This window comes from Luxibacter massiliensis, assembly GCF_900604355.1.
Classification (GTDB): Bacteria; Bacillota; Clostridia; order Lachnospirales; family Lachnospiraceae; genus Luxibacter; species Luxibacter massiliensis.
In genome coordinates this window covers 827,839-847,637 of record NZ_UWOE01000001.1, presented here as the reverse complement: position 1 = coordinate 847,637, position 19,799 = coordinate 827,839, and the positions used below count along the sequence as shown (strand labels likewise).

Below are 19,799 nucleotides of genomic sequence, written 5' to 3'. Positions count from 1 at the left end.
TTCATTATACTCTATACATTTTGCAGCATCATCCTATACATTCCTCACCAAATTTACCAGTCGTTCCACAGCCGCCGGATCATGATGGTCAAAAAATGCACTGGTATTTGTATCAAGTGATTTGATTGCCTCCATATCCTCACAAGTCAATTCAAAATCAAATACAGCAAAGTTTTCTTCCATACGTTTCTTTTTTGTACTCTTAGGGATACATACGATTCCCCTCTGCAAAAGCCAACGCAGCACTACCTGAGCCACACTCTTTTTATATTTTTCACCAATTCTCTTTAATATATCATTATCAAACAGATTGTTTCTTCCTTCTGCAAATGGAGCCCATCCTTCCATCTGGACATCCTTTTCTTTCATAAACTCCTGTGCCTTTTTCTGTTGAAAATAAATATTTGCTTCTACCTGATTAATCGCCGGCTTAACCTCATTAAAAGCAATCAGATCGGCAAGCCTGTCAGGGTAAAAGCTGCAAACGCCAATCGCCCGGATTTTTCCTTCCCGATAAAGCTCTGTCATGGCTCTCCATGCCCCATAATAATCATTCAGCGGCTGATGTATCAAGTACAGGTCCAGATAATCCAAGCCCAGTTTTTTCATAGAGGTTTCAAACCCACGCTTCGCCCCCTCATAACTGGTATCTGTAATCCACAGTTTTGTAGTAATAAACAATTCTTCTCGCGGAATCCCACAGCGCTTAATCGCACGTCCAACTGCCTCTTCATTTCCATACGAAGCTGCAGTATCAATTAAACGGTACCCTGTCTGAATTGCATCTACAACTGCCTGTTCACATTCTTTTAAATCTGCTATCTGGTATACACCAAATCCTAATATAGGCATTTTCACACCATTATTTAATGTAACAAATTCCATAAATACTCATCCTTTCATAATTAAATAAATCTCATTCTGTAAGATTTCCAGGATACATGGAGTACCTTATCATCTCTGTTATTTCCTCCTGTGTCAGCATAGAATCTATTGGAATACTCTCTAGTGATTTTTCTGTCCAATCACCTTTAAAATACATCGAAATTCCCAATCCTTCAAATAGTGATACAATCCTTTCCACTGATTCATCAATCCCTCCCTTGTATCCAAATACATCCTGAATATAAGTACGAATATCATCCTCATGGTAAACAGACATCATTTTCAAGAAACGTGGGAATAATACAGTAAGGCTTTTTCTATATGGAACATCAAACAAAACTTCCGGTACGAATTCAAGTTCATAAATATCATACGCATAGTTTTCTTCTTTTCCAATTCCTAATCTTCCGGAAGTCGAAATGGAAGCTCCATAAAGAATCACGCCTCTGGCGTCCAAATCATTCGGATTCTCATCCAATGCTATAACAGCCTTCAGCACATTGCATATAACAGAAACACCGGCTGCATATGATATAGGGTTTTTATCTCCTATCACAGAGGCTGACAGTTGGACAAGCGTAACAAGCCCCGTATACGCTGTCATCTCCTTATTCAGTGACAAAGAGTATTTTGGTACGAGAATTGCATAATCTGCAGCAATCCCATAAGCAGTTCCGAAATCCCCTGTCCGAGAATCAGCAGAAACTGCTCCAAGTCCATATTCTGAACCGCTGGAAGGATAAGTCGGCATCAATACCAACGGAAGCCGCTCCAAACCATACGGATTTTTTCTTCCTTTTACAAATTCCCACCAATCCGCCTCGTGGCAAGCACCAAATGCAATTAACTTCGCACAATCCATGACGCTCGCCCCACCTGCGCCTATAACAAGCTGAATCTGGTTGTTTTTTACTACTTTCATTCCTGCTTCAATCGCAGTACGATCTCTGGAGGAGTTCCCTAACTCATAAAAATCTCCGCCGCTTTCAAAAACTGCATTTTTCACATCATCAAAACAGCCATTTTCTTTTGCGGAGCCTCCTCCATACACAAAAAGCACACGTTTTTTATTTATAACCTCCCGAAGTCTTTCCATAGGATTATTACAAAACCATAGCTTTGTATCATTTCTTAATTGAAAATCTTTCATCTTCTATCCCACCTTCTTCTTAGCATTTAATCTGATTTTATTCATACCATGGGATATATAATGCCCCAACCAGACAAATCCTCCCATAATCGCCAGATAGTCCAGCAAATACAGCACAAGCGGTTCCTCAAAGTCATAAAACACAAAATCTATTTGTAACAGCATATAAGAACCAAAATCTCTTTTCATAAACGCAAAGATTCCATATCCGGCAATCAGAATGCCAATACTTTTTAGCACCCATGTTCGGGCTTTGGATTTCCTCTTTGCCATACGTCCTGCCATTCCCATCATCACCCGCCAGTGAATCCCCAGATGCAAAGACATCAAAACATATCCCCAGTATGCTGCCAGCATATGAATCACTCGTGCAATACTACGGAATCCCCTGACCTGCACAGCGGAAAATATATATCTGGAAAGAACAATACCGCTAACCATAGAAGCCATCATGGAAATGAGGATCAGGCAAACCAGTAAAAGCTGAAGAATCCGAAATGGCGTATAGGTTCCTCTGCGGATATTTTTCGTCCATGTAAGATTCAGTGCATGATGTACAAGAAAGAGAACAAACATAGCCATTCCAATCCATTCGTGTGCCTCCCTGCCAACCAGTTCAAATGCCATAAGAAACATAAGGGAAATGGTCATTCCAATATCGATCAAAATTTTTATGATTGCTTTTTTACTCATTTCCAATGCTCCAATCTCTTAATCCCTGATAAAATTTGTAAACGTTACTGTTTCCGGTTCCGGCATGGCAACACCCATTTTCATAGCCACTTCCTTGCACTGTAGGAAAAATGCCATATTCTTTCCCAGAATCCGCATCGTCTGTACGCCTTCTTCATCCTTTTCAACCTGCTCAGGCGTCGCCCCATGCACAATATTCCAATATCTTGAGGAAATAATCGGCATCTGCATCAACGCAAAATACTTATTAATCTGATCCCATGTGGCGGTCGTTCCTGCCCTTCTCGCTGACACAACTGCGGCGGCTGGTTTCAGATGAAATCTTCCGCCGCCTGACAAAAGATCCTCATAAAATGCCCGGTCCAGGAAGGATGTGATCGCACCAGAGGCTGCTCCCCAGTGGACTGGCGTACCAAATACAAATCCGTCATAGTCTCCCGCAATGTCTAAAAACTCATTGACCGTATCATCAAATACACACTTGTTCTTTTTTGCACAGCTTTTGCAGGCAATGCACCCGGAAATCGGTTTATTTCCAATCCACATCAAATCTGTGTCTATTCCGTTCTCATTTAATGATTCTGCCACCGTATCCAGAGCTGTGTAAGTACAGCCTGACTTATGTGGGCTTCCATTCACTAATAATACTTTCATGCTCATTCATCTCCTTTTTTCATCTGGTCTTCCCAAAAGGACACCGCATCTGTCATCCAGCCTTCCGCCACTGTATCCGTGCCAATGCCAAACCCATGGCCCAGTCCCTCATATACATGAAATTCTGTGGGAATCCCCATGCGCTCCAGGGAACTTATCCTCTGCTGAACCGTTCTCCAGCTCGCAATCCCATCCTGATCCCCCACGTTTGCATACGTAGGCGCATCCGTTTCTGAAACCTCCGAATACCCGGTATACTGCATAATAACCGCCGCTACCTGAGGGATGTCTGTTCTCCCGGTAAGCTGCTGCAGATAGTCCTCGTTTCCAAGAACTGCCGCCATTCTCGCCCCGGCTGAACCGCCCCACAGGGAATAATTTTCCGGATTCACCTGCAATTTATCCGCATTATCATAGATATATGCAATCGCCTGGGCAAGATCTTCATATGGAGCATCCGGTCGGTAAATCAGTGCGAAAGCATTGTAACCATTTTTACTCAATTCCAAGGCGTGTGGAAAGCTGTCATGCATCGCTCCCACATAATAAAATCCGCCTCCGGCATTGGTAACTGCAAACTCCTTTCCCGGCTCTCCACGGAAAAAGAAAAGTCCGGTATTTCTTTTAGACGAATCCTCTTCCATTTCCTCTTCTGTATAAATGGAATAAAAAATCTGTTCTCCGGCCAGGGACTGCTGCTTTAAATCATTTAAAATCTCCACGGTTTTCTCCGGCTGTATCTGTGAGTACCACAGATACACACTGCTGCTACTCACTTCTTTCAGTGTCATATCCTCTGATATAGATAAGTCCACCGGAAACAGCAAACGTCCGTAATCGCCAAACGCCTCATCTGAGGTCACTTCCCCTACCGTAGAACTTTCTGTAAAGTATTCTGTATTGATAAAATCCTCCCCTGCTGTATCCGGCTGCTCTTCCTGCAATGTTTCCGCCGTATTTTCCGTACTTCCACAAGCAGTCAACGCCAGAATCAGCCATACTGCCGCATATAGCATAATGCCTTTGTATTTCCATCTGTTTTTTCTGGCCATAAGCAGAATTCCCCTTATATATGGTCTGCCAGCGCAGCCGCTTCCCTTCCGCTTGTTGCCATACCTGCATATTCCATGCCATAAAGCTTTGCAAATCGCTTCATCGTATATTCTCCTGCTTCCAGCATCCACTTTTCCGGAGCCGCTCCCTGAAACAGAAAATATAATTTTCTGCCGGAAAGTTCTCCCGAACTTACCGGGCCATAAAATCGGTCCAGAAGATTTCGGACGGAACCGCAGATATTATGCCAGTATAGCGGAGAGCCAATTACGATCGTTTCCGCCTCTTTCATCCGTGAAAGGACTTCCTCAAACTGGTCGTCCTGAAAGTTCTGACCATAACTGTAGATTTTATAATCCGTCAGATTTAAGGTTTCATACGCTTTTCCAGACAGCAGCCTGTCTGCAAGAGCGGCAGTGTTTCCCTCCTTATTGGGACTTCCGTTTATAAAAAGAATCGTTGTCGTTTTCTGCATATGTATTTTTACCTCGCTTTTCCATTTTTACTAATTTTTGTTTTATTTGGTCGGATGACCGCCGAACACCTCAAATTCCATAACGTTCAGTTTTTCATCAATCAGCGCTACTTCCTCCTGCGTCAGAACAATCTCCCCCGCCTCCAGATTTTCCCGGAGTCTTTCCGGCTTTCTGGAACCTGGAATCGGTATGATATAAGGCTTTTTGCAAATCATCCATGCCAGAGATAGCTGTCCCATGGTAGCATTTTTTTCTTCTGCCAGTCCCTTTAGCATATCCAGTAATTCCTTCGCCTTTTCGTAGCCCTCTTTGGTATACTGAGGCATTCCGGTGCGGTAATCCTTGCTGCCCTCAAACTTCGTCTGTGGCGTATACTTTCCGGTCAGGAATCCATTTGCCATAGGAGAAAATGCCACATACGCAATATTCAGCTCTTCACATACCGGAAACAGAGTTTCATGCCATCTTGCCATCATAGAGTAACGGTTCTCCACAGCAGCAACCGGACATACAGCATTTGCCCGCCGGAGATATTCCTCCGTTGTTTCGGAAATGCCCCAGGCACGGATTTTTCCTTCTTTAATAAGCTGTGCCATCGTCTGTGCCACCACCTCCGGCTCTACCTTCGGATCAATCCGGTGCTGGTAGTATAAATCAATGTAATCGGTGTTCAGGTTTTTCAGACTTCCTTCCACACTTTTTCGGATTGTTTCCGGGCGGCTGTCTAAAGTCAGAGATAAATCTTCGTTGTGTGTGACACCCATTTTTGTGGCAATGACAACTTTATGACGCACATCTTTTACTGCTTTTCCTACCAGTTCCTCATTGCAGGAAACGGTGCCATCCGGGAAATATCCCGTATACGCCTCTGCAGTGTCAAAAAAATCATATCCCATCTCGTAAGCCTGCCGCAGTATTTTAACAGCCGCCTCGTTGTCAACCGGCTCTCCGCTGGCATGGGAAAATCCCATGCAGCCAAGCCCTACTGCTGAAACCTTTAAATCTTTTCCTAATTTGCGGTATTCCATAATTAATTACTCCTTTATAACTCGCTCCATTTTTATATTACATCCAGATTGTCCAGCCAATTTTCCAATTCCTGCTCGGCTGAATCTATCTGCTCTGCCTCGACTGCAAAACCATCCAGTATCTCTGAATCAGGCAAGAGATTCTCAATTTCTGTATAACTGCTGCCGCTGCCATATCCACCATGTGTACAGAATGGAATGATTATTTTCCCTGATAAATCATACTGCTCTATAAAAGAAATCACTGGCCGCGGTATGGTAGTTGCCCATATGGGATAACCAATAAAGACAATTTCATACTGATCCATATTTTCAACCACAGTTGATAATTCCGGCATACTGCCATCGGCCTGCTCCTGATGGTTCTGGTCTACGACTGCATCGTAATCCGCCGGATAAGTGTCTGCTGTCTGTATGAGATGAAGGGTACCTCCCATATACTCCTGAATCATTGAGGCCACATACTCTGTCGTTCCCTGCAGATTGTTATCTTTTCCGATTACAATACTCGCTGATGTAGATGCGTCTATCCCATCCGGAAAATCTGTGTTTCCCCATCGGCCAAAATATGCAATTAGAACATTACTTTCATCCTGATTCACAGATTCTTCTGAATCTGTTGCTATTTGTGGTGTTTCATCTGCCGGATTTTTGCCGCACCCCATTAGCAGCAGCCCTGTCAGTACCAGGCAAAGAAACACAGTTCTGCTTTTTTTCATCTATGATACCTTATCCTTTCCGTTCTGCAGCTCCTAATAGCCAAGCCCGCTTAACCAGGTCAAAATATCTGGCTCGGCATCCTGCACATTGTTTCGTGATACGGTAAAACCGTCCTCATTGACCGTAGCGTTTGGTTCCAGTTCCTCGATTGTACTAATGGTGCCTGAGAATCCGCTGCCTCCATGCGTATTAAACGGAATAATGGTTTTCCCCGAAAAATCATACTCATCAAAAAATGAATAAAGAATCATCGGCATATCTCCCCACCAGTTCGGATAACCCACAAAAACGGTGTCGTATTGTTCAAAATTTTCAATCTGGTCTTTGATTGCCGGACGTGCATCTTCTGCCTGTTCATCTGAAGCTAAATCTACTAAAGTATCATGGTCTGTAGGATATGGGGTTTCCGGCTCAATCCGGAAGATGTCAGCTCCCGTATTTTCCTCAATGACATAGGCAACATACTGGGTATTTCCAAGTACCTCTCCATCAATCACAACAACACTGTTATCCTCTTCCTGCGTCATCTTACTCTCGTCCGGATCTGTCGTCTCCGGCATAGAGAAATAGACCACCAGCGTATTACTTCCCGTTGCCTGCCCCGTTTCATTTTCTGTTTCCGAAGATTCTGTACTTTCCGGTTCGGACACCTGTGTTTCCTCTGCGTTGGATGATTCCGTTTCAGATGCTTTCGGCGTATCGCTTTTTCCACAAGCTGCAAGACTTATCACCATAATCAATCCCATACATAATGCTGTCAATTTTTTCATTCTGTAATTCCTCCTCCCATTATTCATAACATTCCCGGAAGATATCCAGTATTTCTTCCGGAGTCATTTTCTTGTAACTTCCCGCTGATATATTGCAGGTATCTGCAATTTCCTTTAACATTTCTTTTTTTACGCCAAGTTCTTTCAACGTACCCGGCAGTCCAATCTCTCTGATAAACGCCGTCAATGCGGAAATTCCTTCCGCTGCTATTTCCTCGTCGCTTTTTCCCTCTCCCGGAATCTGCCATACGTTTTTTGCAAAGTTCACAAACTTCGGAAGTCCGTTTTGATAGATATGACGGTAATAAACGGGGTGCAGAACCGCAAGTCCCTGTCCATGATTACAGTCTGTATATGCCCCAAGTTGATGTTCCATCTGGTGACATTCAAAATCACATTTCTTTCCCAGTTTAATGATCCGGTTCTCCGCCATGGTAGATGCCCAGAGCAGATTGCTCCTTGCAGTGTAGTCCTCCGGATTTTGAATAGCTGCCCGAAGATTACGGATGACACTTCTCATTAACGCCTCTGAAATGTCGTCTGATACATTGTCCTCATTGGGTTCACTGAAGTACGTTTCCATAATGTGTGATAGAATATCAAAGCCGCCTGACACCATCTGATTCTTCGGAACACTGTAGGTGTATGTCGGATCAATCAAAGCAAATCTCGGATTACATTTTGGATAATCTCTTCCGGTCTTAATCTTCTGCTTTTCATTCGTAATCACTGCACCGCCATTGCACTCACTGCCTGTTCCTGCCACTGTCACGATGACTCCCAGTGGTACGGGTTCAAAATCAACGATTCCCGGCGCTGCCCAGTAGTTTTCCCAAATGTCTTTCTCCGTAGCTGCTGCCATGGAGACAGCTTTACAGCAATCCATTACGGAACCGCCGCCAATACCTAAAATTAAATTCACTTCGTTTTCTTTTGCAAGCCTTGCTCCCTCCAGCACCTTTTCGTAAGTAGGATTCGCCATGATACCGGAAAATTCAATCACTGTATTTCCTGTTCTTTTCAGAATCTCTGTCACTTCTTCATAGATTCCATTTTTCTTGATGGAACCGCCACCGTAAGCCAGCAGAATTTTACTTCCATATTTCCCGGTCAGACTGGAAAGATACTCTTTGACACAGCCTTTTCCAAAATACACTTTTGTCGCATTTTCAAAAATAAAATTGTTCACAGATAAAACCTCCTTTGTTTTCTCTCTGTGTAAGCGCAAAATATTAATGCGGTCGGATACAAAATTACTCCAGCCCTTTGCGAGTTGGAGTAATTCACTATAATTCACATGCGATTTTTGATAGATTGGAGTTTTTCACTCCAAGGTGCCAGCTCTGCCAGCTGTTCATCGGTCATATCTTTACTTGGCCGGTGCTCCAGTAAAAATTTAAGATATCCATAAATATTCAGATCGTATGCTTTTGCCATCTCAACCATTGTGTAGACTACCGCACTGGCATTCGCTCCGTCAACGGAATTGCTGAAGAGCCAGTTCTTCCGGCCTACTGCGAATGGACGAATTGCATTCTCACTGAGATTATTGGTAAAGCTGCACCGTCCGTCTTCCAGATAAGTCTCCGCTGTATCACGTCGGTTAAGAACGTAATTCACGGCTTTATCCATCCGGGTATTCCGGACGGGCTTCTGCTGATCGAGCCACGACCAGAAAGCCTCCAGAACGGGTTTTTCCTTCTCGAGACGCAGCTGCTTCCGCTTTTCATAATCACCGGGATACTTTTTGTTAATGGAGTCCTCAATGGCGAACAACCGGTTGCAGTACTGGACGCCCTGCACTGCCGGCTGGCTGTAGTCATACTGTTTTCCTTTGGGAACGGCGTCGATAAAGTATCGACGGATATGCGCCCAACAAGAGCAGCGTCTGATCCTCGGAAGATTGTTGTATCCCTGATATCCATCCGTTTCCAGGTATCCGCTGTAGCCTTCCAGAAACTCCCTTGCATGGCTGCCACTCCTGGTAGGGGAATAGCCATACAGGATGATCGCCGGAAGTCCATCCTCGCCGCTTCGGAACAGCCACATGAACGACTGGGTCTGGGCCTGGCGCCCTTCCTCTTTTAACACCTGGACCCGTGTCTCATCTGCCATTGCAAAACTGCGCTTCAGCAGCTCCCGATGAAAGTAATCATACATCGGCTGGAAATAGTTCTGCGAACAGTAGATGATCCAGTTGGCAAGGGTGGTCCGGCTGATCTGAGCCCCATACTGCTTCCAGTCTTTTTCCTGCCGGTAAAGGGGAAGCCCGTTGGCATACTTCTGGTACATGGTCCATGCAACAGTGGATGCTGAGGCAGGACCTTTCCCAACCAGAGCCGCCGGAACCTGAGACTTTATGATCACAGGCTTTTCCGTATCGCCGAGTCCTTCCTTGCAGGATGGACATCCGTAACTCTGGCTGTAGTATTCGATCACTTTACAGGTGGCAGGAATGAATTCCAGTTCCCGGCGGACATACTCCTCACCGATCAGGACCATCTGTGTGCCGCATACCGGACAGATCTGTTCTTCTTCGGGAAGAGGGATCACTACTTTTTCAACCTTCAGGCCTTTGAAGAGATCCTCGTGGGTTGCCTTCTTTTTACGGGTATGTTCCTTGATCACAGTTTCTACTTCCAGCAGGGATGGATCCTCTTCCACTTCCGCTTCATCGAAAAGGTTCTGTTGTCCCGGAATATCATCGGATCTTTTTTCGCTGGATGAGCCGAAAAGCTTTTTGGTCAGATAATCTACCTGTTCCTGAAGCGCTTTCTCGTGACTGGATTTTTCGTCAATGATAAGACGGAGAGATCGGATCAGTTCAGTCTGTTCGGATACCATTGTTTTCAGTTGTGATACCGTATCTTTCAGCTCTCTGAGCTGGATATCTTTTGCACTGGAAGCCATCGTTTCCCTCCTCGGTTCTGATACCTTTATTATATCAGAAACGGGGCTTTTACTAAAGGAAAATAGCTCCTGAAAAATGCCGAATCTACAGGGGATTTCCGTATTTTTCTGTGCAGGATTTCTGCTAAGATCCAGATGATTTTTTACTCTGCTTTGAGGGCTTTGGGCTGGTCAATATCGATCCCGGACATCAGCCAGTCAAACTCCCGCCAGGAAAGGTTCCGGACTTCCGACTGCTTCCTGGGCCATTGATAGCCGCCGCGGACAGACAGCCGCTTATAGATCAGAACGAAGCCGTCCGGTTCACGGAACAAGGCTTTGATCCTGTCCCGTCTTCTTCCGCAGAAAAGGAAGAGAGCACTGGACGAGGGATCCATCTTAAGCTGGTCCTCGATAACGGCACAGAGTCCGTCAATGGACTTCCGCATATCGGTGTAGCCGCAGACAATGTAGATCTTTTCAAGTCCGGAGATATCCCCTAACATGAGATCTCCTGAATCAGGCGGAATATCCTGGTGAGCAGGACCGGATCTGCATCATTGCTGATGTGGACTGTGATATCCTTCATGGCAACTTCGATCGTATGTGAATTGTCAAGGTGCGAGTTTAGCATCTGTGATGCTGTATGCTGTTCCGGGATGTGATCCGGAACAATGTCAATGGGGACCACGTCCTGTTTCGGGCGGGGAACCGGAGAATGACCATAATTCGCTGCTGGGATCTGATCCGCTGCCGCTTTCCGGCAACGGCTGACCCAGTTGTAAAAGGTGCTTACTGCAATGTCGTTTTCACGGCACCAGTCAGCATCTGTCATGCCGCTCTGGCGGCATTCATTGATAAGCCTGATCTGTTCCGCCATCGGAACACGGGCTTTGCGAGTACCTGCCATAACCTATCCTCCATAATTGTAGTGAAATAGTCTAAATATCTTTCGACTCTACAATTATAGGCAAAACTTGAGGATCAGGAAATCCGCAGGAATATTTGGCGCTTACCTCTCTGTTTTCTGTTCGCAACTTTATTGTACAAAAAAGAGACTCCATGCAGAAGTCTCCGTTTGTTATTCAGTATAAACTTTTTCGTTATAACTCCACCGCTTTTTTTATCCCCTTTAAGACTTTTCTCACCTTTTCCGATGGTTCTGTGGCGTATAAAAGTCCAAAGGGTATGCTGTAGTTCCATTCCACCGGAATCATGCGCATCAGAGGATGAATGCTGGACCAGCTTTGAATTGCAAGCAGCACATCCTGGCTGTTTTCACAGCGGTTAAAAATTTCTACGTTATAAAGTTCAAAATCCTCAATCTGAATCTGCGGATGATTTTTCCAAAGATCATCTCTCAAACGATCCACATAGTTGCTCCATCCCCGGTGCATCAACATCAGCGTTTCTCCATACAAATCCGGAATCGTCAGCTTTTCTTTTCCAGCTAACCTGTGATGGATGGAAACCGCACAGCAGAACGGTTCTTTTAGGATTTCGATTCCCCTGCATTTTCGTACATTCAGCATGGTATCATCAAAAATCCCTGCTACCACATCAATGTTCTGCCCCAGATTTGCTAAAATTTCTTTTGCATTTTCCGGTGTATTTTCAAAGGGAACCAGTTGAAATTTCATGTTTGGGTATTGCTTCTGTATCTTCGGCCATAGATCTACAAATACCTGCGGCGGTGTCATGGGGGAGATTCCAACCCGGATGACTTCGGTCTCATTCAGCATCGCATTTGACGCACGATTCACAGATTCCCGGCAATACTGCACAATATATTTTGTATCCTGATACAGTGACTTCCCTGCCTTTGTCACCACAAGCCCCCGGTGTGTCCGGTCAAAAAGCTGCAGTTTTAAACTCCCTTCCAGAGAATTAATCTGCTTAATAACTGCGGGCGCAGAAATATATAGTTTTTCGGCAGCCTTGTTAAAGCTCCCGGACTCTACCACACAGAGAAAAGTATCAAGCTGAGGGTTGTATAACATAGGAACCTCTCCTTTCGTAGACAATCCTGTTTCTCACCATTGTATCAGCTTTATTATATCTTTCTGATAAAAATGCGTCAATGATATTCACTTATCCCTACTTTCATATTCCTTAAAATCACCTCTATAGAGACAATCATAACCACCAGTGAAAACTGGTGGTTTGCTCTGTCCCTATAAGGGACGATTGCCGGCTTGGGCCTCAAAGGCCCTACGAAAATAAAGGCCCCAACCGCACCTTATTCCCGGCTATCCCTTACAAGGGATTTGTTTATTTGCCTTTTGTTACTGGCTCACCCGTAAACGGGTCTATAAATTCTTTTAAACTTAATTGGTCATATGCTATGTCGTCTTGTAATTGGTTCTTTATATACTCTTCTATTTTCTTTGCATTTTTTCCCACTGTATCCACATAATATCCATGACACCAAAATTTTCTATTCCCATACTTATATTTCAAATTTGCGTGCCTGTCGAATATCATGAGCGAACTTTTCCCCTTTAAGAATCCCATAAAGGATGACACACTTTGGTTTGGTGGGATTCTCACCAGCATATGAATATGGTCTCTGCAGCATTCTCCTTCTATAATTTCCACTCCTCTCCGTTTGCATAAGGTACTTAAAATATTCCCTACATCCGCTTTGATATTTACATATATAATCTGTCTCCTATATTTAGGTGCAAATACAATATGATATTTACATTCCCAAGTTGTATGTGATAAAGTATTTTTGTCCATGTTGGACACCTCCTTTGTTATTTTAGTGCGGTCTAGGACCCACACTCATTATAACAAAGGAGGTTTCTTTATCTAGGGCTTGAAGCCGGATGGGGGGCCACTTGCATAGCAAGTGGTTTATTTGGATTTGTATCCAATAAGGTTCGTATCACATGTCCTCCAACCATGATACGAACCCCGCCTGCCTTATGCTAACAGTTCAAAATATTCCAGTGCTTCTCTGATATACCCCTCCTTCTCTTTCGGACAGTATTTTATATCAGGATTTTCTTTCTTTGATTTATGATGGTTTTCTCCCATCTCCAAACCGCACATACGCTTCACCTGTGCAATATAAGCGGTATGCACATTTACACCGTACTTATCCTTGACGTACTCTTTGATTTTCTGATAAGTAGCCTTTTCTTTTGGGGTGTAGCTGCTTTCCTCCCCCGGCTCCATCGTGACCTCTATTTGGGGCGTGTCTTTTCTGAGGGATAATTTGACTACAGTCTCCACATGATAAATTATTTCTGCCATTTCATCCTCCGAACTCTCACTATTCATTTCTCCTATTGTTCTTCCCACTTCGTTGTTATGTAAATCCATATCCCGATGTGCCGTTTTCGGATATCCGTCCGACTCATTTCCCGTAACATCCTTATCCTCATGTGCCGTAGCAAACAGTTCTGCCTTTTCTCTTCCAATCAGAATTGTCATCTCCGCATTCCAGATTCCATGACGGAAAGCATCACTTCTATCCCCAAGACCATTTGTCCCGAATTTTTTCTCCGTCTGCGAAGTTGCAATGTTTTTGGCTGTATTTACCTTCAGCGCATCAAAGGGATATCGGATACATAATTGCTTTTCTGAATCTGTGAGTGCATTCCAGATATCTATAATTCCTCTTTCACACCCTTGATGCTGCTCATCCATAATCGTTAAGACCATCTCCTCTGTATATTCTGGATGTGCAGTTTTAATGCTCTGTATTTCGGCAATCACATGTTCAAATTCACTTTGTTCTGCTCCGATTAGATCACTGTTTCTATAATTATTCTCACTTGCCAGTGCCGTCACTGGAAAAACCATAATAAGCGCCAAAAGTAAACTAAATAATTTCAATACTTTTTTCATATGTACAATAATCTCCTCTCTTCATTTATGTATTACTAACTCAATGTAGCAATAATGGCCTCGTATAAATTACCGTTTTGAACATCTTCTAATGAAAATACTTTTTCCTTGATGTTGGATCTCACATATTTCAATGCCTGCTGATATTTTTCATCGTCCACATAGTAAGTCTGTAAACCATCCTTATAATCCATCGTGGTTGCATCAATATCGTTATGAGACAAAACAATAAATATATTTTCAATCCCATGTTTGTATAAATTTGCCAATTGCAGCTTTAAGTTTAGCACATCGACAAAGGCATTCACGCACATGATAGCCACGTCTATATTTGTTGCAGAAAGATAAGCATCTGCCAATTTTCCAAAATTGTATGTATTCAAATTATTTACCTGACCGATTGCACCGCCAATATTAATGAGCCATGCATCCATATTTTCATTTACTTCTGTCAGATACATATATTTGTTAATAGAATAAACAACATCTGGAAACTTTAATTCGGTTGGATAGTTGAACACTTCCATATCATACAACAATCCTACCGGATTATTAGAAATTGCTTTAATGTCCAGACCATCCTTTTTTAACCTGCTTAGTAAATCTATCTGAACATCAGACTTATTTAGTCCGCTACACACCCCAGCAATCGCAATAACAGGTCTTTCTAATACTGTCATTTCCGATGCCTTGTACTTATCGTAATCACACAAATATGCGTTATCATTTTTTTCAAGAAAATTTCCAATATATATAATCCGATAATCCTTGTATTTTTCTTTGATTGCTGACGGAAACTGTAAATCATAATATAACGAACTCAGCAACATTATTACATCGAAGTCATCGGTTTCCTTATCATCAGTAAACGAATAAAAACCGTCTCTCTCATAATCATAATATGCTACAATATTTTTATGTAACATATTCCTATTGATATCTCCTACTGCAGATTCTGGGAAAAATACAACAGCCACTTTACTATCTGACAAAATAGTCTTAATCTCACTTTCTCCCAGAGGGTTATTGCAGTAAATATCATCTGTATGGTGCAGCTTAATATTATATTTTTTCAATAATACCTTGCTCTTATCATTTAGTGGATCATCTCCAAGTACATCACAAAAATAACCGCATACCCTTGCGCAGGCCATACTTGAAGAGGAAAAATCAAACTCGACTTCATTCTCTGTGATAATATAGTCTTTCATAGACACTGTAACAGTAGACGGGCCAACCACTTTTATTTTTTCTTTCTGCTTTTGATCCACATTCACGCAAATCACATTGTTAAAATCTGCCGGAAATGAAATCGTATTTTTGTGTGATGCCGCAGACAAAATCACAATATTATTCTGTACAGCTTTTTCACACACATCAAAAAGTTCCTGCGAATAAGCAGTTAATCCCAAGCTAATATTAATTATATCAACCCGTTCATCAATAGCCTTTTCTATTGCTGCAATCATGGGAAATACCTGTAGTGTTCCTGATTCATCTGATATATTCAGATCTAAAATCTGTATATTCGAAGTCTTTTTATTCGCCATAATTTCCTTAAAACACCGTGTACCATGTTCTTCTTCCGGCTCCTTATACTTCTCAACCATTTCCCCATTATTCAATGAAAAATGACGAATTTTCGTTTCATTTCCAATAGATGTTTTAGAAACCCCAACATCAATCAATGCTATTTTCATTTCCATCCTCCTTGTACCTAAACTAATGATATATTGGATACATAATTAATCAAATCTCTATCTGTGCAAATCTGGTCAAGATAATACCCTAACTCACGCTCTACATTTTTTCGAGATTGCTCACAATATTCATTACCTACTTTCAAAATATCCATAAAACAAATATTACAAAATCTGGCAGCCCAGCAATGTTTGCATTTTCCTAAGCGCTTTACTGTCTCACTAACAAGTCGTTTAATCTTTTCCATATCAATGCCATTATAAATGTCCCCGATTTCGAAAAGCTCTTGAGTTTCATCTACCTTCTCACATACAATAATTTTCCCATCTGTGGTAACAAAATTTTTTCTTACTCCTGGAATGCAAAAACCGCCCGGAAGAATGATATGGCTGATCTCTGATGTATTGAACGCATTATAATATTTTTTCATATTTGTTAGCATATTTTTATAGGCAAAATCATAAATTTTTGCATCAAACTGCTCTGTTTTATCTTCTTCATCGCTCTTATCTCTTACCTGTCTAAAGTATTCCGTTTCAAACAAATCCACTAACGTAACATCTAACTTCCACAAATTGTCCAGAGACTCAAAGAGTTTCTTACTGGCCCCATTATACAAAACAACATTATAATTTACACTTTCCCTAAAATATTTAGGGTGTTTTTTACAAAGTTCGGCAATATTTTTATAAGCTCTATCGTAACTGGCTTTGCCACTTCCATCAACTCGATATTTGTTCTGTTCTTTCTCCGGGCCATCAAGACTAAGAGTAATCTTAATATCATTTTCAACTAAGAAAGCTGCCACATTATCATCGAGTAATGTGGCATTTGTTGTAATATTATAAGTAGGTTTCCTAAACGGATAACGCTCTTTCACATAAGAGATACATTCTTTTATCAAATCTAACCGTAACAATGGCTCGCCACCGTAAAATCCGATATTACATACATCACTTTCATGCGAGTTTTTAAGAAGAAAATCTATTGCTTTAAAAGCAACCTCTTTCGACATCTCTTTTAAATGATAATCATGATCCAAATATTTTGGCATGTATCCACAATATTTGCATCTTAAATTGCACTGTTCTGTAAGCGCCAACGTAATACTTTTTATTTTACTGTTAAACATTCCCATTAATTCTTCTTCTGTGAACGGATATTTCACCTCAAATTCACAGGGTTCTTTTAAATCTCTAAAGTCATTATCCCTTAAAAATTCCTCATAACTTGTATTTTCAAACAATTCTTTTTCTGAATTAATCGTAGCCAATTTATTGTTAAATGCGTCATAGACGTACAAGCGATTGCCTGTCTTGATTACTTTTGCTAAATACATACTTTCTCCTTCTTTCATTATTAGGGTTATTGATCATTTATACAGTCTGCTACAAGATAACTTTTTCATAAAAATTTGCATTTTCTATGTACTGCTGCCTAATTATAAGAACATTCCAATATATCCTTTGCTATAGGCAGAAACAGGCTTGCCTTCACATCCGCAATGACAATCCAACGTTTTTACAGTCGAATTATTTGCCTTGTTAACCTTCTTTAAATTAACTTTTTTGTTTGTCATGATTTCACCTCCTTTACAAATTTGTATTAGTATTTATAAGATATCTTCCTATACAACGTTCAATACTGTCGAAGCATTCGTCATATTAATTTCTTAGTCCATACTATCTGATGCCATACCACTTTCTAACTTCACAGTATACTTGCCATACAAGATCAATACTTATAGTCTGAATTAAATAAAACTTCCTACATAACCCTTCATAAAAGCCTGTCCTGGTCTGCCTTCGCACCCGCAATGACAATCCAGTGTTCTTACGGTTGAACTATTAGTTCTATTAACCTTTTTCAGATTAACTTTCTTATTCTGCATATTTTCACTTCCTTTCCTGCATTATCTATATAGCAGACCATATAAATAATCAATAACCCGCTTTTTCTTTCTTACTCAACAGACATTGAATAACTATCTGATTGTATTTTATACATGGAATAGAATTCTTTTTTTAACTTGATAAGATCTTCAAAACTACCTTCTTCTACAAGCTCTCCATTCTCTAACAAAATAATTTTATCGGCTAATTTCGTAATGTACATTCGATGTGAAATAATAAGTGTTGATTTTAATTCACTTATTTTTTTGAATGTGTCAAACATTTTAACCTCTGATTTCGGATCCAATGCTGCAGTAGGCTCATCCAAAACCAACACTTGAGCATCAGAATAGACAGCCCTTGATATTGCAAGTTTCTGCCACTGACCACCAGACGGTTCTATGGCATCGTTAAAAAACATTTTACTTAAATTGGTTTCATATCCGTCTTTATAGTCAGCTATAAAAACATCTGCTCCTGTTAATCTTGCAGCTTCTGCTATGCCTTCAGAATTCTGAAGTTCTTCTATATTTCCAAAACCAATGCAATTATGTACACTGTCCGAGAATTTTACATAATCCTGAAACAGTACGCCATAAAATTTTCGAAGATCATTAATATCATATTCTTTCAAATCAATACCGTCTAACAATACACGTCCCTCTGTCGGATCATAAATTCTTAGTAGTAATTTTACAAATGTAGATTTTCCACTTCCATTTTCTCCAACAAGGCAAACGGTTTCGCTCGTATTAAAATGTACATTAATATTTTTCAGCACATAGTTTTCTGAACCTGTATATTTGAAGCTTACATTTTCAAAGCAAATATCGTGTATAGTTTTTTCCTCTATTTTGAGATCTTTGCTTTCGATCACATTCGGCTCTTCCATATAATTAAATATATAATTAATGAACATCATGCTTTTACTATTAGATGCAATTTGATCTGACAACGCCATTAGATCAGTAGCAAGAGTCATGATCGCTGTAATCAATAAGTAAAATTCAGATACCGTTATCGTCCCTGCAATTGTCTTTTGAATCAGCCAAATTCCTACCAAAATTGAACCTATCATAGAAAGCAAACTTGTCGATAATGATACCGCTATTTCTTTCCCTGCTATCTTTGTATTTCCTTTGATAAAGTCTCGAAAAAGACGCTTTCTCTCATTGCTAATGTAGTCATGTAACCTATAACCTCTAACCTCATTCGCATATTCCGGTTCAGTAAGCAATTCAAGATAATACATAATCCTTCTTAATTGCATTGTTCTTTCGTTATAAAACCGGAATGTTAGCCCTTGATATTTCCTTTTAAAAACAATAATCGGTAAAGTAAAAATAATAATAACCAGCAAAGCAATAAGATTATACTTCGCTATAATAACTACATATCCCATAAGGCTTATAACATTCGCAACTGTACTGAATAAGCTTTCCATTAAATTCAATGGCTCTGAACCGCATCTATTTAAAGTATTGGAATGCAAATCTAAAAACTCCGGATTATCAATTCTTTCCTGCTTTATATTTTGGAATTTATCCGCAACTATATTTTCGATATTATGCGATAACTTTAATCCCGCTACAGCACATATTACCGTTTTTACACTTTCGGTAGCATACGATATTACTACAAGCAAAAACATTACAACAAATGCACCGACAACCCTCACATATGCTTCCTGCGAATTGGTTCCAATATTCTGTCCTAATCTTTCTATCAACTCTGCTGTCAAATAGGTAATTAGTACCGGGCTGACACCTGCAATTATCATTGAACCCACAGAAAGAAAAAATACACTCGGGCCAGCTCTAAAAATTTCTTTAAAAACAAATCCTAGTTTTACCATATAATCTTTTATCACTTTCATCTTGTCACCTACTTTTTATTTGTATGAGATGCATTATAGCATTGCTTACCCTCTCGCTCCTTCTCATGTAAAAAAAACCGCTATTTACTGTAATATTTTCTTTCAATCTTAAATTTCTTTTCCACCTTTCATTCACATTCAATCGGCACAAAAA

The 19,799-nt window shown here is 41.0% G+C and carries 21 protein-coding genes; all 21 read right to left on the bottom strand.

Annotation, left to right across the window (positions count from 1 at the left end):
- Positions 1-33: 33 nt before the first annotated feature.
- Positions 34-885 (bottom strand): aldo/keto reductase, encoded by an 852-nt coding sequence (locus EFA47_RS04110; RefSeq protein ID WP_122642108.1) that lies wholly within the window; start codon positions 883-885, stop codon positions 34-36.
- A 31-nt stretch (positions 886-916) separates the two neighbouring features.
- Positions 917-2,035 carry an iron-containing alcohol dehydrogenase gene (locus tag EFA47_RS04105; protein WP_122642107.1) on the bottom strand — a complete coding sequence of 373 codons (1,119 nt, stop codon included), beginning with the start codon at positions 2,033-2,035 and terminating at the stop codon, positions 917-919.
- Positions 2,036-2,038: 3 nt separating this feature from the next.
- Entirely contained in the window at positions 2,039-2,728 is a 690-nt protein-coding gene (locus tag EFA47_RS04100; RefSeq protein ID WP_122642106.1) for a DUF4405 domain-containing protein, read from the bottom strand.
- Between the two features lie 18 nt (positions 2,729-2,746).
- Positions 2,747-3,382, bottom strand: a complete 636-nt coding sequence (locus EFA47_RS04095) for a flavodoxin family protein (RefSeq protein ID WP_122642105.1) — start codon at positions 3,380-3,382, stop codon at positions 2,747-2,749.
- Between the two features lie 2 nt (positions 3,383-3,384).
- Positions 3,385-4,434 (bottom strand): alpha/beta hydrolase, encoded by a 1,050-nt coding sequence (locus tag EFA47_RS04090; protein WP_206215510.1) that lies wholly within the window; start codon positions 4,432-4,434, stop codon positions 3,385-3,387.
- 14 nt (positions 4,435-4,448) lie between these two features.
- Positions 4,449-4,910: a flavodoxin family protein gene (locus EFA47_RS04085; RefSeq protein ID WP_122642104.1), complete on the bottom strand. Its 462-nt coding sequence runs from the start codon at positions 4,908-4,910 to the stop codon at positions 4,449-4,451.
- Between the two features lie 42 nt (positions 4,911-4,952).
- Complete coding sequence (locus tag EFA47_RS04080) at positions 4,953-5,939, bottom strand: aldo/keto reductase (RefSeq protein WP_122642103.1); 987 nt, start codon at positions 5,937-5,939, stop codon at positions 4,953-4,955.
- Positions 5,940-5,971: 32 nt separating this feature from the next.
- Positions 5,972-6,658: a flavodoxin gene (locus EFA47_RS04075; protein ID WP_122642102.1), complete on the bottom strand. Its 687-nt coding sequence runs from the start codon at positions 6,656-6,658 to the stop codon at positions 5,972-5,974.
- Between the two features lie 33 nt (positions 6,659-6,691).
- Positions 6,692-7,429, bottom strand: coding sequence for a flavodoxin (locus EFA47_RS04070; protein ID WP_122642101.1), 738 nt, complete (start codon positions 7,427-7,429; stop codon positions 6,692-6,694).
- Between the two features lie 19 nt (positions 7,430-7,448).
- Complete coding sequence (locus tag EFA47_RS04065; protein WP_122642100.1) at positions 7,449-8,618, bottom strand: iron-containing alcohol dehydrogenase; 1,170 nt, start codon at positions 8,616-8,618, stop codon at positions 7,449-7,451.
- 104 nt (positions 8,619-8,722) lie between these two features.
- Positions 8,723-10,339 (bottom strand): IS66 family transposase, encoded by a 1,617-nt coding sequence (gene tnpC, locus EFA47_RS04060; protein WP_122641480.1) that lies wholly within the window; start codon positions 10,337-10,339, stop codon positions 8,723-8,725.
- Positions 10,340-10,482: 143 nt separating this feature from the next.
- Positions 10,483-10,824: an IS66 family insertion sequence element accessory protein TnpB gene (gene tnpB / locus EFA47_RS04055; protein WP_072524981.1), complete on the bottom strand. Its 342-nt coding sequence runs from the start codon at positions 10,822-10,824 to the stop codon at positions 10,483-10,485.
- Positions 10,818-11,228 (bottom strand): IS66 family insertion sequence element accessory protein TnpA, encoded by a 411-nt coding sequence (gene tnpA, locus EFA47_RS04050; protein ID WP_122641481.1) that lies wholly within the window; start codon positions 11,226-11,228, stop codon positions 10,818-10,820. Before tnpA (EFA47_RS04050) ends, tnpB begins: the two co-directional genes overlap by 7 nt.
- 193 nt (positions 11,229-11,421) lie before the next feature.
- Positions 11,422-12,318 (bottom strand): LysR family transcriptional regulator, encoded by an 897-nt coding sequence (locus EFA47_RS04045; protein WP_122642099.1) that lies wholly within the window; start codon positions 12,316-12,318, stop codon positions 11,422-11,424.
- 271 nt (positions 12,319-12,589) lie between these two features.
- Positions 12,590-13,060 carry an IS200/IS605 family transposase gene (gene tnpA / locus EFA47_RS04040; RefSeq protein ID WP_122642098.1) on the bottom strand — a complete coding sequence of 157 codons (471 nt, stop codon included), beginning with the start codon at positions 13,058-13,060 and terminating at the stop codon, positions 12,590-12,592.
- 186 nt (positions 13,061-13,246) lie between these two features.
- Positions 13,247-14,176, bottom strand: coding sequence for a DUF6973 domain-containing protein (locus EFA47_RS20125; protein ID WP_235853205.1), 930 nt, complete (start codon positions 14,174-14,176; stop codon positions 13,247-13,249).
- 35 nt (positions 14,177-14,211) lie between these two features.
- Positions 14,212-15,876, bottom strand: coding sequence for a S8 family serine peptidase (locus tag EFA47_RS04030; protein WP_122642097.1), 1,665 nt, complete (start codon positions 15,874-15,876; stop codon positions 14,212-14,214).
- A 17-nt stretch (positions 15,877-15,893) separates the two neighbouring features.
- Positions 15,894-17,216, bottom strand: coding sequence for a lachnocin radical SAM maturase (locus EFA47_RS04025; protein ID WP_122642096.1), 1,323 nt, complete (start codon positions 17,214-17,216; stop codon positions 15,894-15,896).
- 102 nt (positions 17,217-17,318) lie between these two features.
- Positions 17,319-17,456, bottom strand: coding sequence for a lachnocin family radical SAM-modified peptide (locus EFA47_RS19785; protein WP_164689916.1), 138 nt, complete (start codon positions 17,454-17,456; stop codon positions 17,319-17,321).
- 174 nt (positions 17,457-17,630) lie between these two features.
- Positions 17,631-17,768, bottom strand: coding sequence for a lachnocin family radical SAM-modified peptide (locus EFA47_RS20560; protein ID WP_206215509.1), 138 nt, complete (start codon positions 17,766-17,768; stop codon positions 17,631-17,633).
- Between the two features lie 71 nt (positions 17,769-17,839).
- Entirely contained in the window at positions 17,840-19,645 is a 1,806-nt protein-coding gene (locus tag EFA47_RS04020) for an ABC transporter ATP-binding protein (RefSeq protein ID WP_122642095.1), read from the bottom strand.
- Positions 19,646-19,799 lie beyond the last annotated feature (154 nt).

What these genes read in the sequence shown, in the direction of transcription:
- EFA47_RS04110 (WP_122642108.1), bottom strand. Translation starts at nt 885, where the DNA reads ATGGAATTTGTTACATTAAATAATGGTGTGAAAATGCCTATATTAGGA.
- EFA47_RS04105 (WP_122642107.1), bottom strand. Translation starts at nt 2,035, where the DNA reads ATGAAAGATTTTCAATTAAGAAATGATACAAAGCTATGGTTTTGTAAT.
- EFA47_RS04100 (WP_122642106.1), bottom strand. Translation starts at nt 2,728, where the DNA reads ATGAGTAAAAAAGCAATCATAAAAATTTTGATCGATATTGGAATGACC.
- EFA47_RS04095 (WP_122642105.1), bottom strand. Translation starts at nt 3,382, where the DNA reads ATGAAAGTATTATTAGTGAATGGAAGCCCACATAAGTCAGGCTGTACT.
- EFA47_RS04090 (WP_206215510.1), bottom strand. Translation starts at nt 4,434, where the DNA reads ATGGCCAGAAAAAACAGATGGAAATACAAAGGCATTATGCTATATGCG.
- EFA47_RS04085 (WP_122642104.1), bottom strand. Translation starts at nt 4,910, where the DNA reads ATGCAGAAAACGACAACGATTCTTTTTATAAACGGAAGTCCCAATAAG.
- EFA47_RS04080 (WP_122642103.1), bottom strand. Translation starts at nt 5,939, where the DNA reads ATGGAATACCGCAAATTAGGAAAAGATTTAAAGGTTTCAGCAGTAGGG.
- EFA47_RS04075 (WP_122642102.1), bottom strand. Translation starts at nt 6,658, where the DNA reads ATGAAAAAAAGCAGAACTGTGTTTCTTTGCCTGGTACTGACAGGGCTG.
- EFA47_RS04070 (WP_122642101.1), bottom strand. Translation starts at nt 7,429, where the DNA reads ATGAAAAAATTGACAGCATTATGTATGGGATTGATTATGGTGATAAGT.
- tnpC (WP_122641480.1), bottom strand. Translation starts at nt 10,339, where the DNA reads ATGGCTTCCAGTGCAAAAGATATCCAGCTCAGAGAGCTGAAAGATACG.
- tnpB (WP_072524981.1), bottom strand. Translation starts at nt 10,824, where the DNA reads ATGTTAGGGGATATCTCCGGACTTGAAAAGATCTACATTGTCTGCGGC.
- tnpA (WP_122641481.1), bottom strand. Translation starts at nt 11,228, where the DNA reads ATGGCAGGTACTCGCAAAGCCCGTGTTCCGATGGCGGAACAGATCAGG.
- EFA47_RS04045 (WP_122642099.1), bottom strand. Translation starts at nt 12,318, where the DNA reads ATGTTATACAACCCTCAGCTTGATACTTTTCTCTGTGTGGTAGAGTCC.
- tnpA (WP_122642098.1), bottom strand. Translation starts at nt 13,060, where the DNA reads ATGGACAAAAATACTTTATCACATACAACTTGGGAATGTAAATATCAT.
- EFA47_RS20125 (WP_235853205.1), bottom strand. Translation starts at nt 14,176, where the DNA reads ATGAAAAAAGTATTGAAATTATTTAGTTTACTTTTGGCGCTTATTATG.
- EFA47_RS04030 (WP_122642097.1), bottom strand. Translation starts at nt 15,876, where the DNA reads ATGAAAATAGCATTGATTGATGTTGGGGTTTCTAAAACATCTATTGGA.
- EFA47_RS04025 (WP_122642096.1), bottom strand. Translation starts at nt 17,216, where the DNA reads ATGTATTTAGCAAAAGTAATCAAGACAGGCAATCGCTTGTACGTCTAT.
- EFA47_RS19785 (WP_164689916.1), bottom strand. Translation starts at nt 17,456, where the DNA reads ATGACAAACAAAAAAGTTAATTTAAAGAAGGTTAACAAGGCAAATAAT.
- EFA47_RS20560 (WP_206215509.1), bottom strand. Translation starts at nt 17,768, where the DNA reads ATGCAGAATAAGAAAGTTAATCTGAAAAAGGTTAATAGAACTAATAGT.
- EFA47_RS04020 (WP_122642095.1), bottom strand. Translation starts at nt 19,645, where the DNA reads ATGAAAGTGATAAAAGATTATATGGTAAAACTAGGATTTGTTTTTAAA.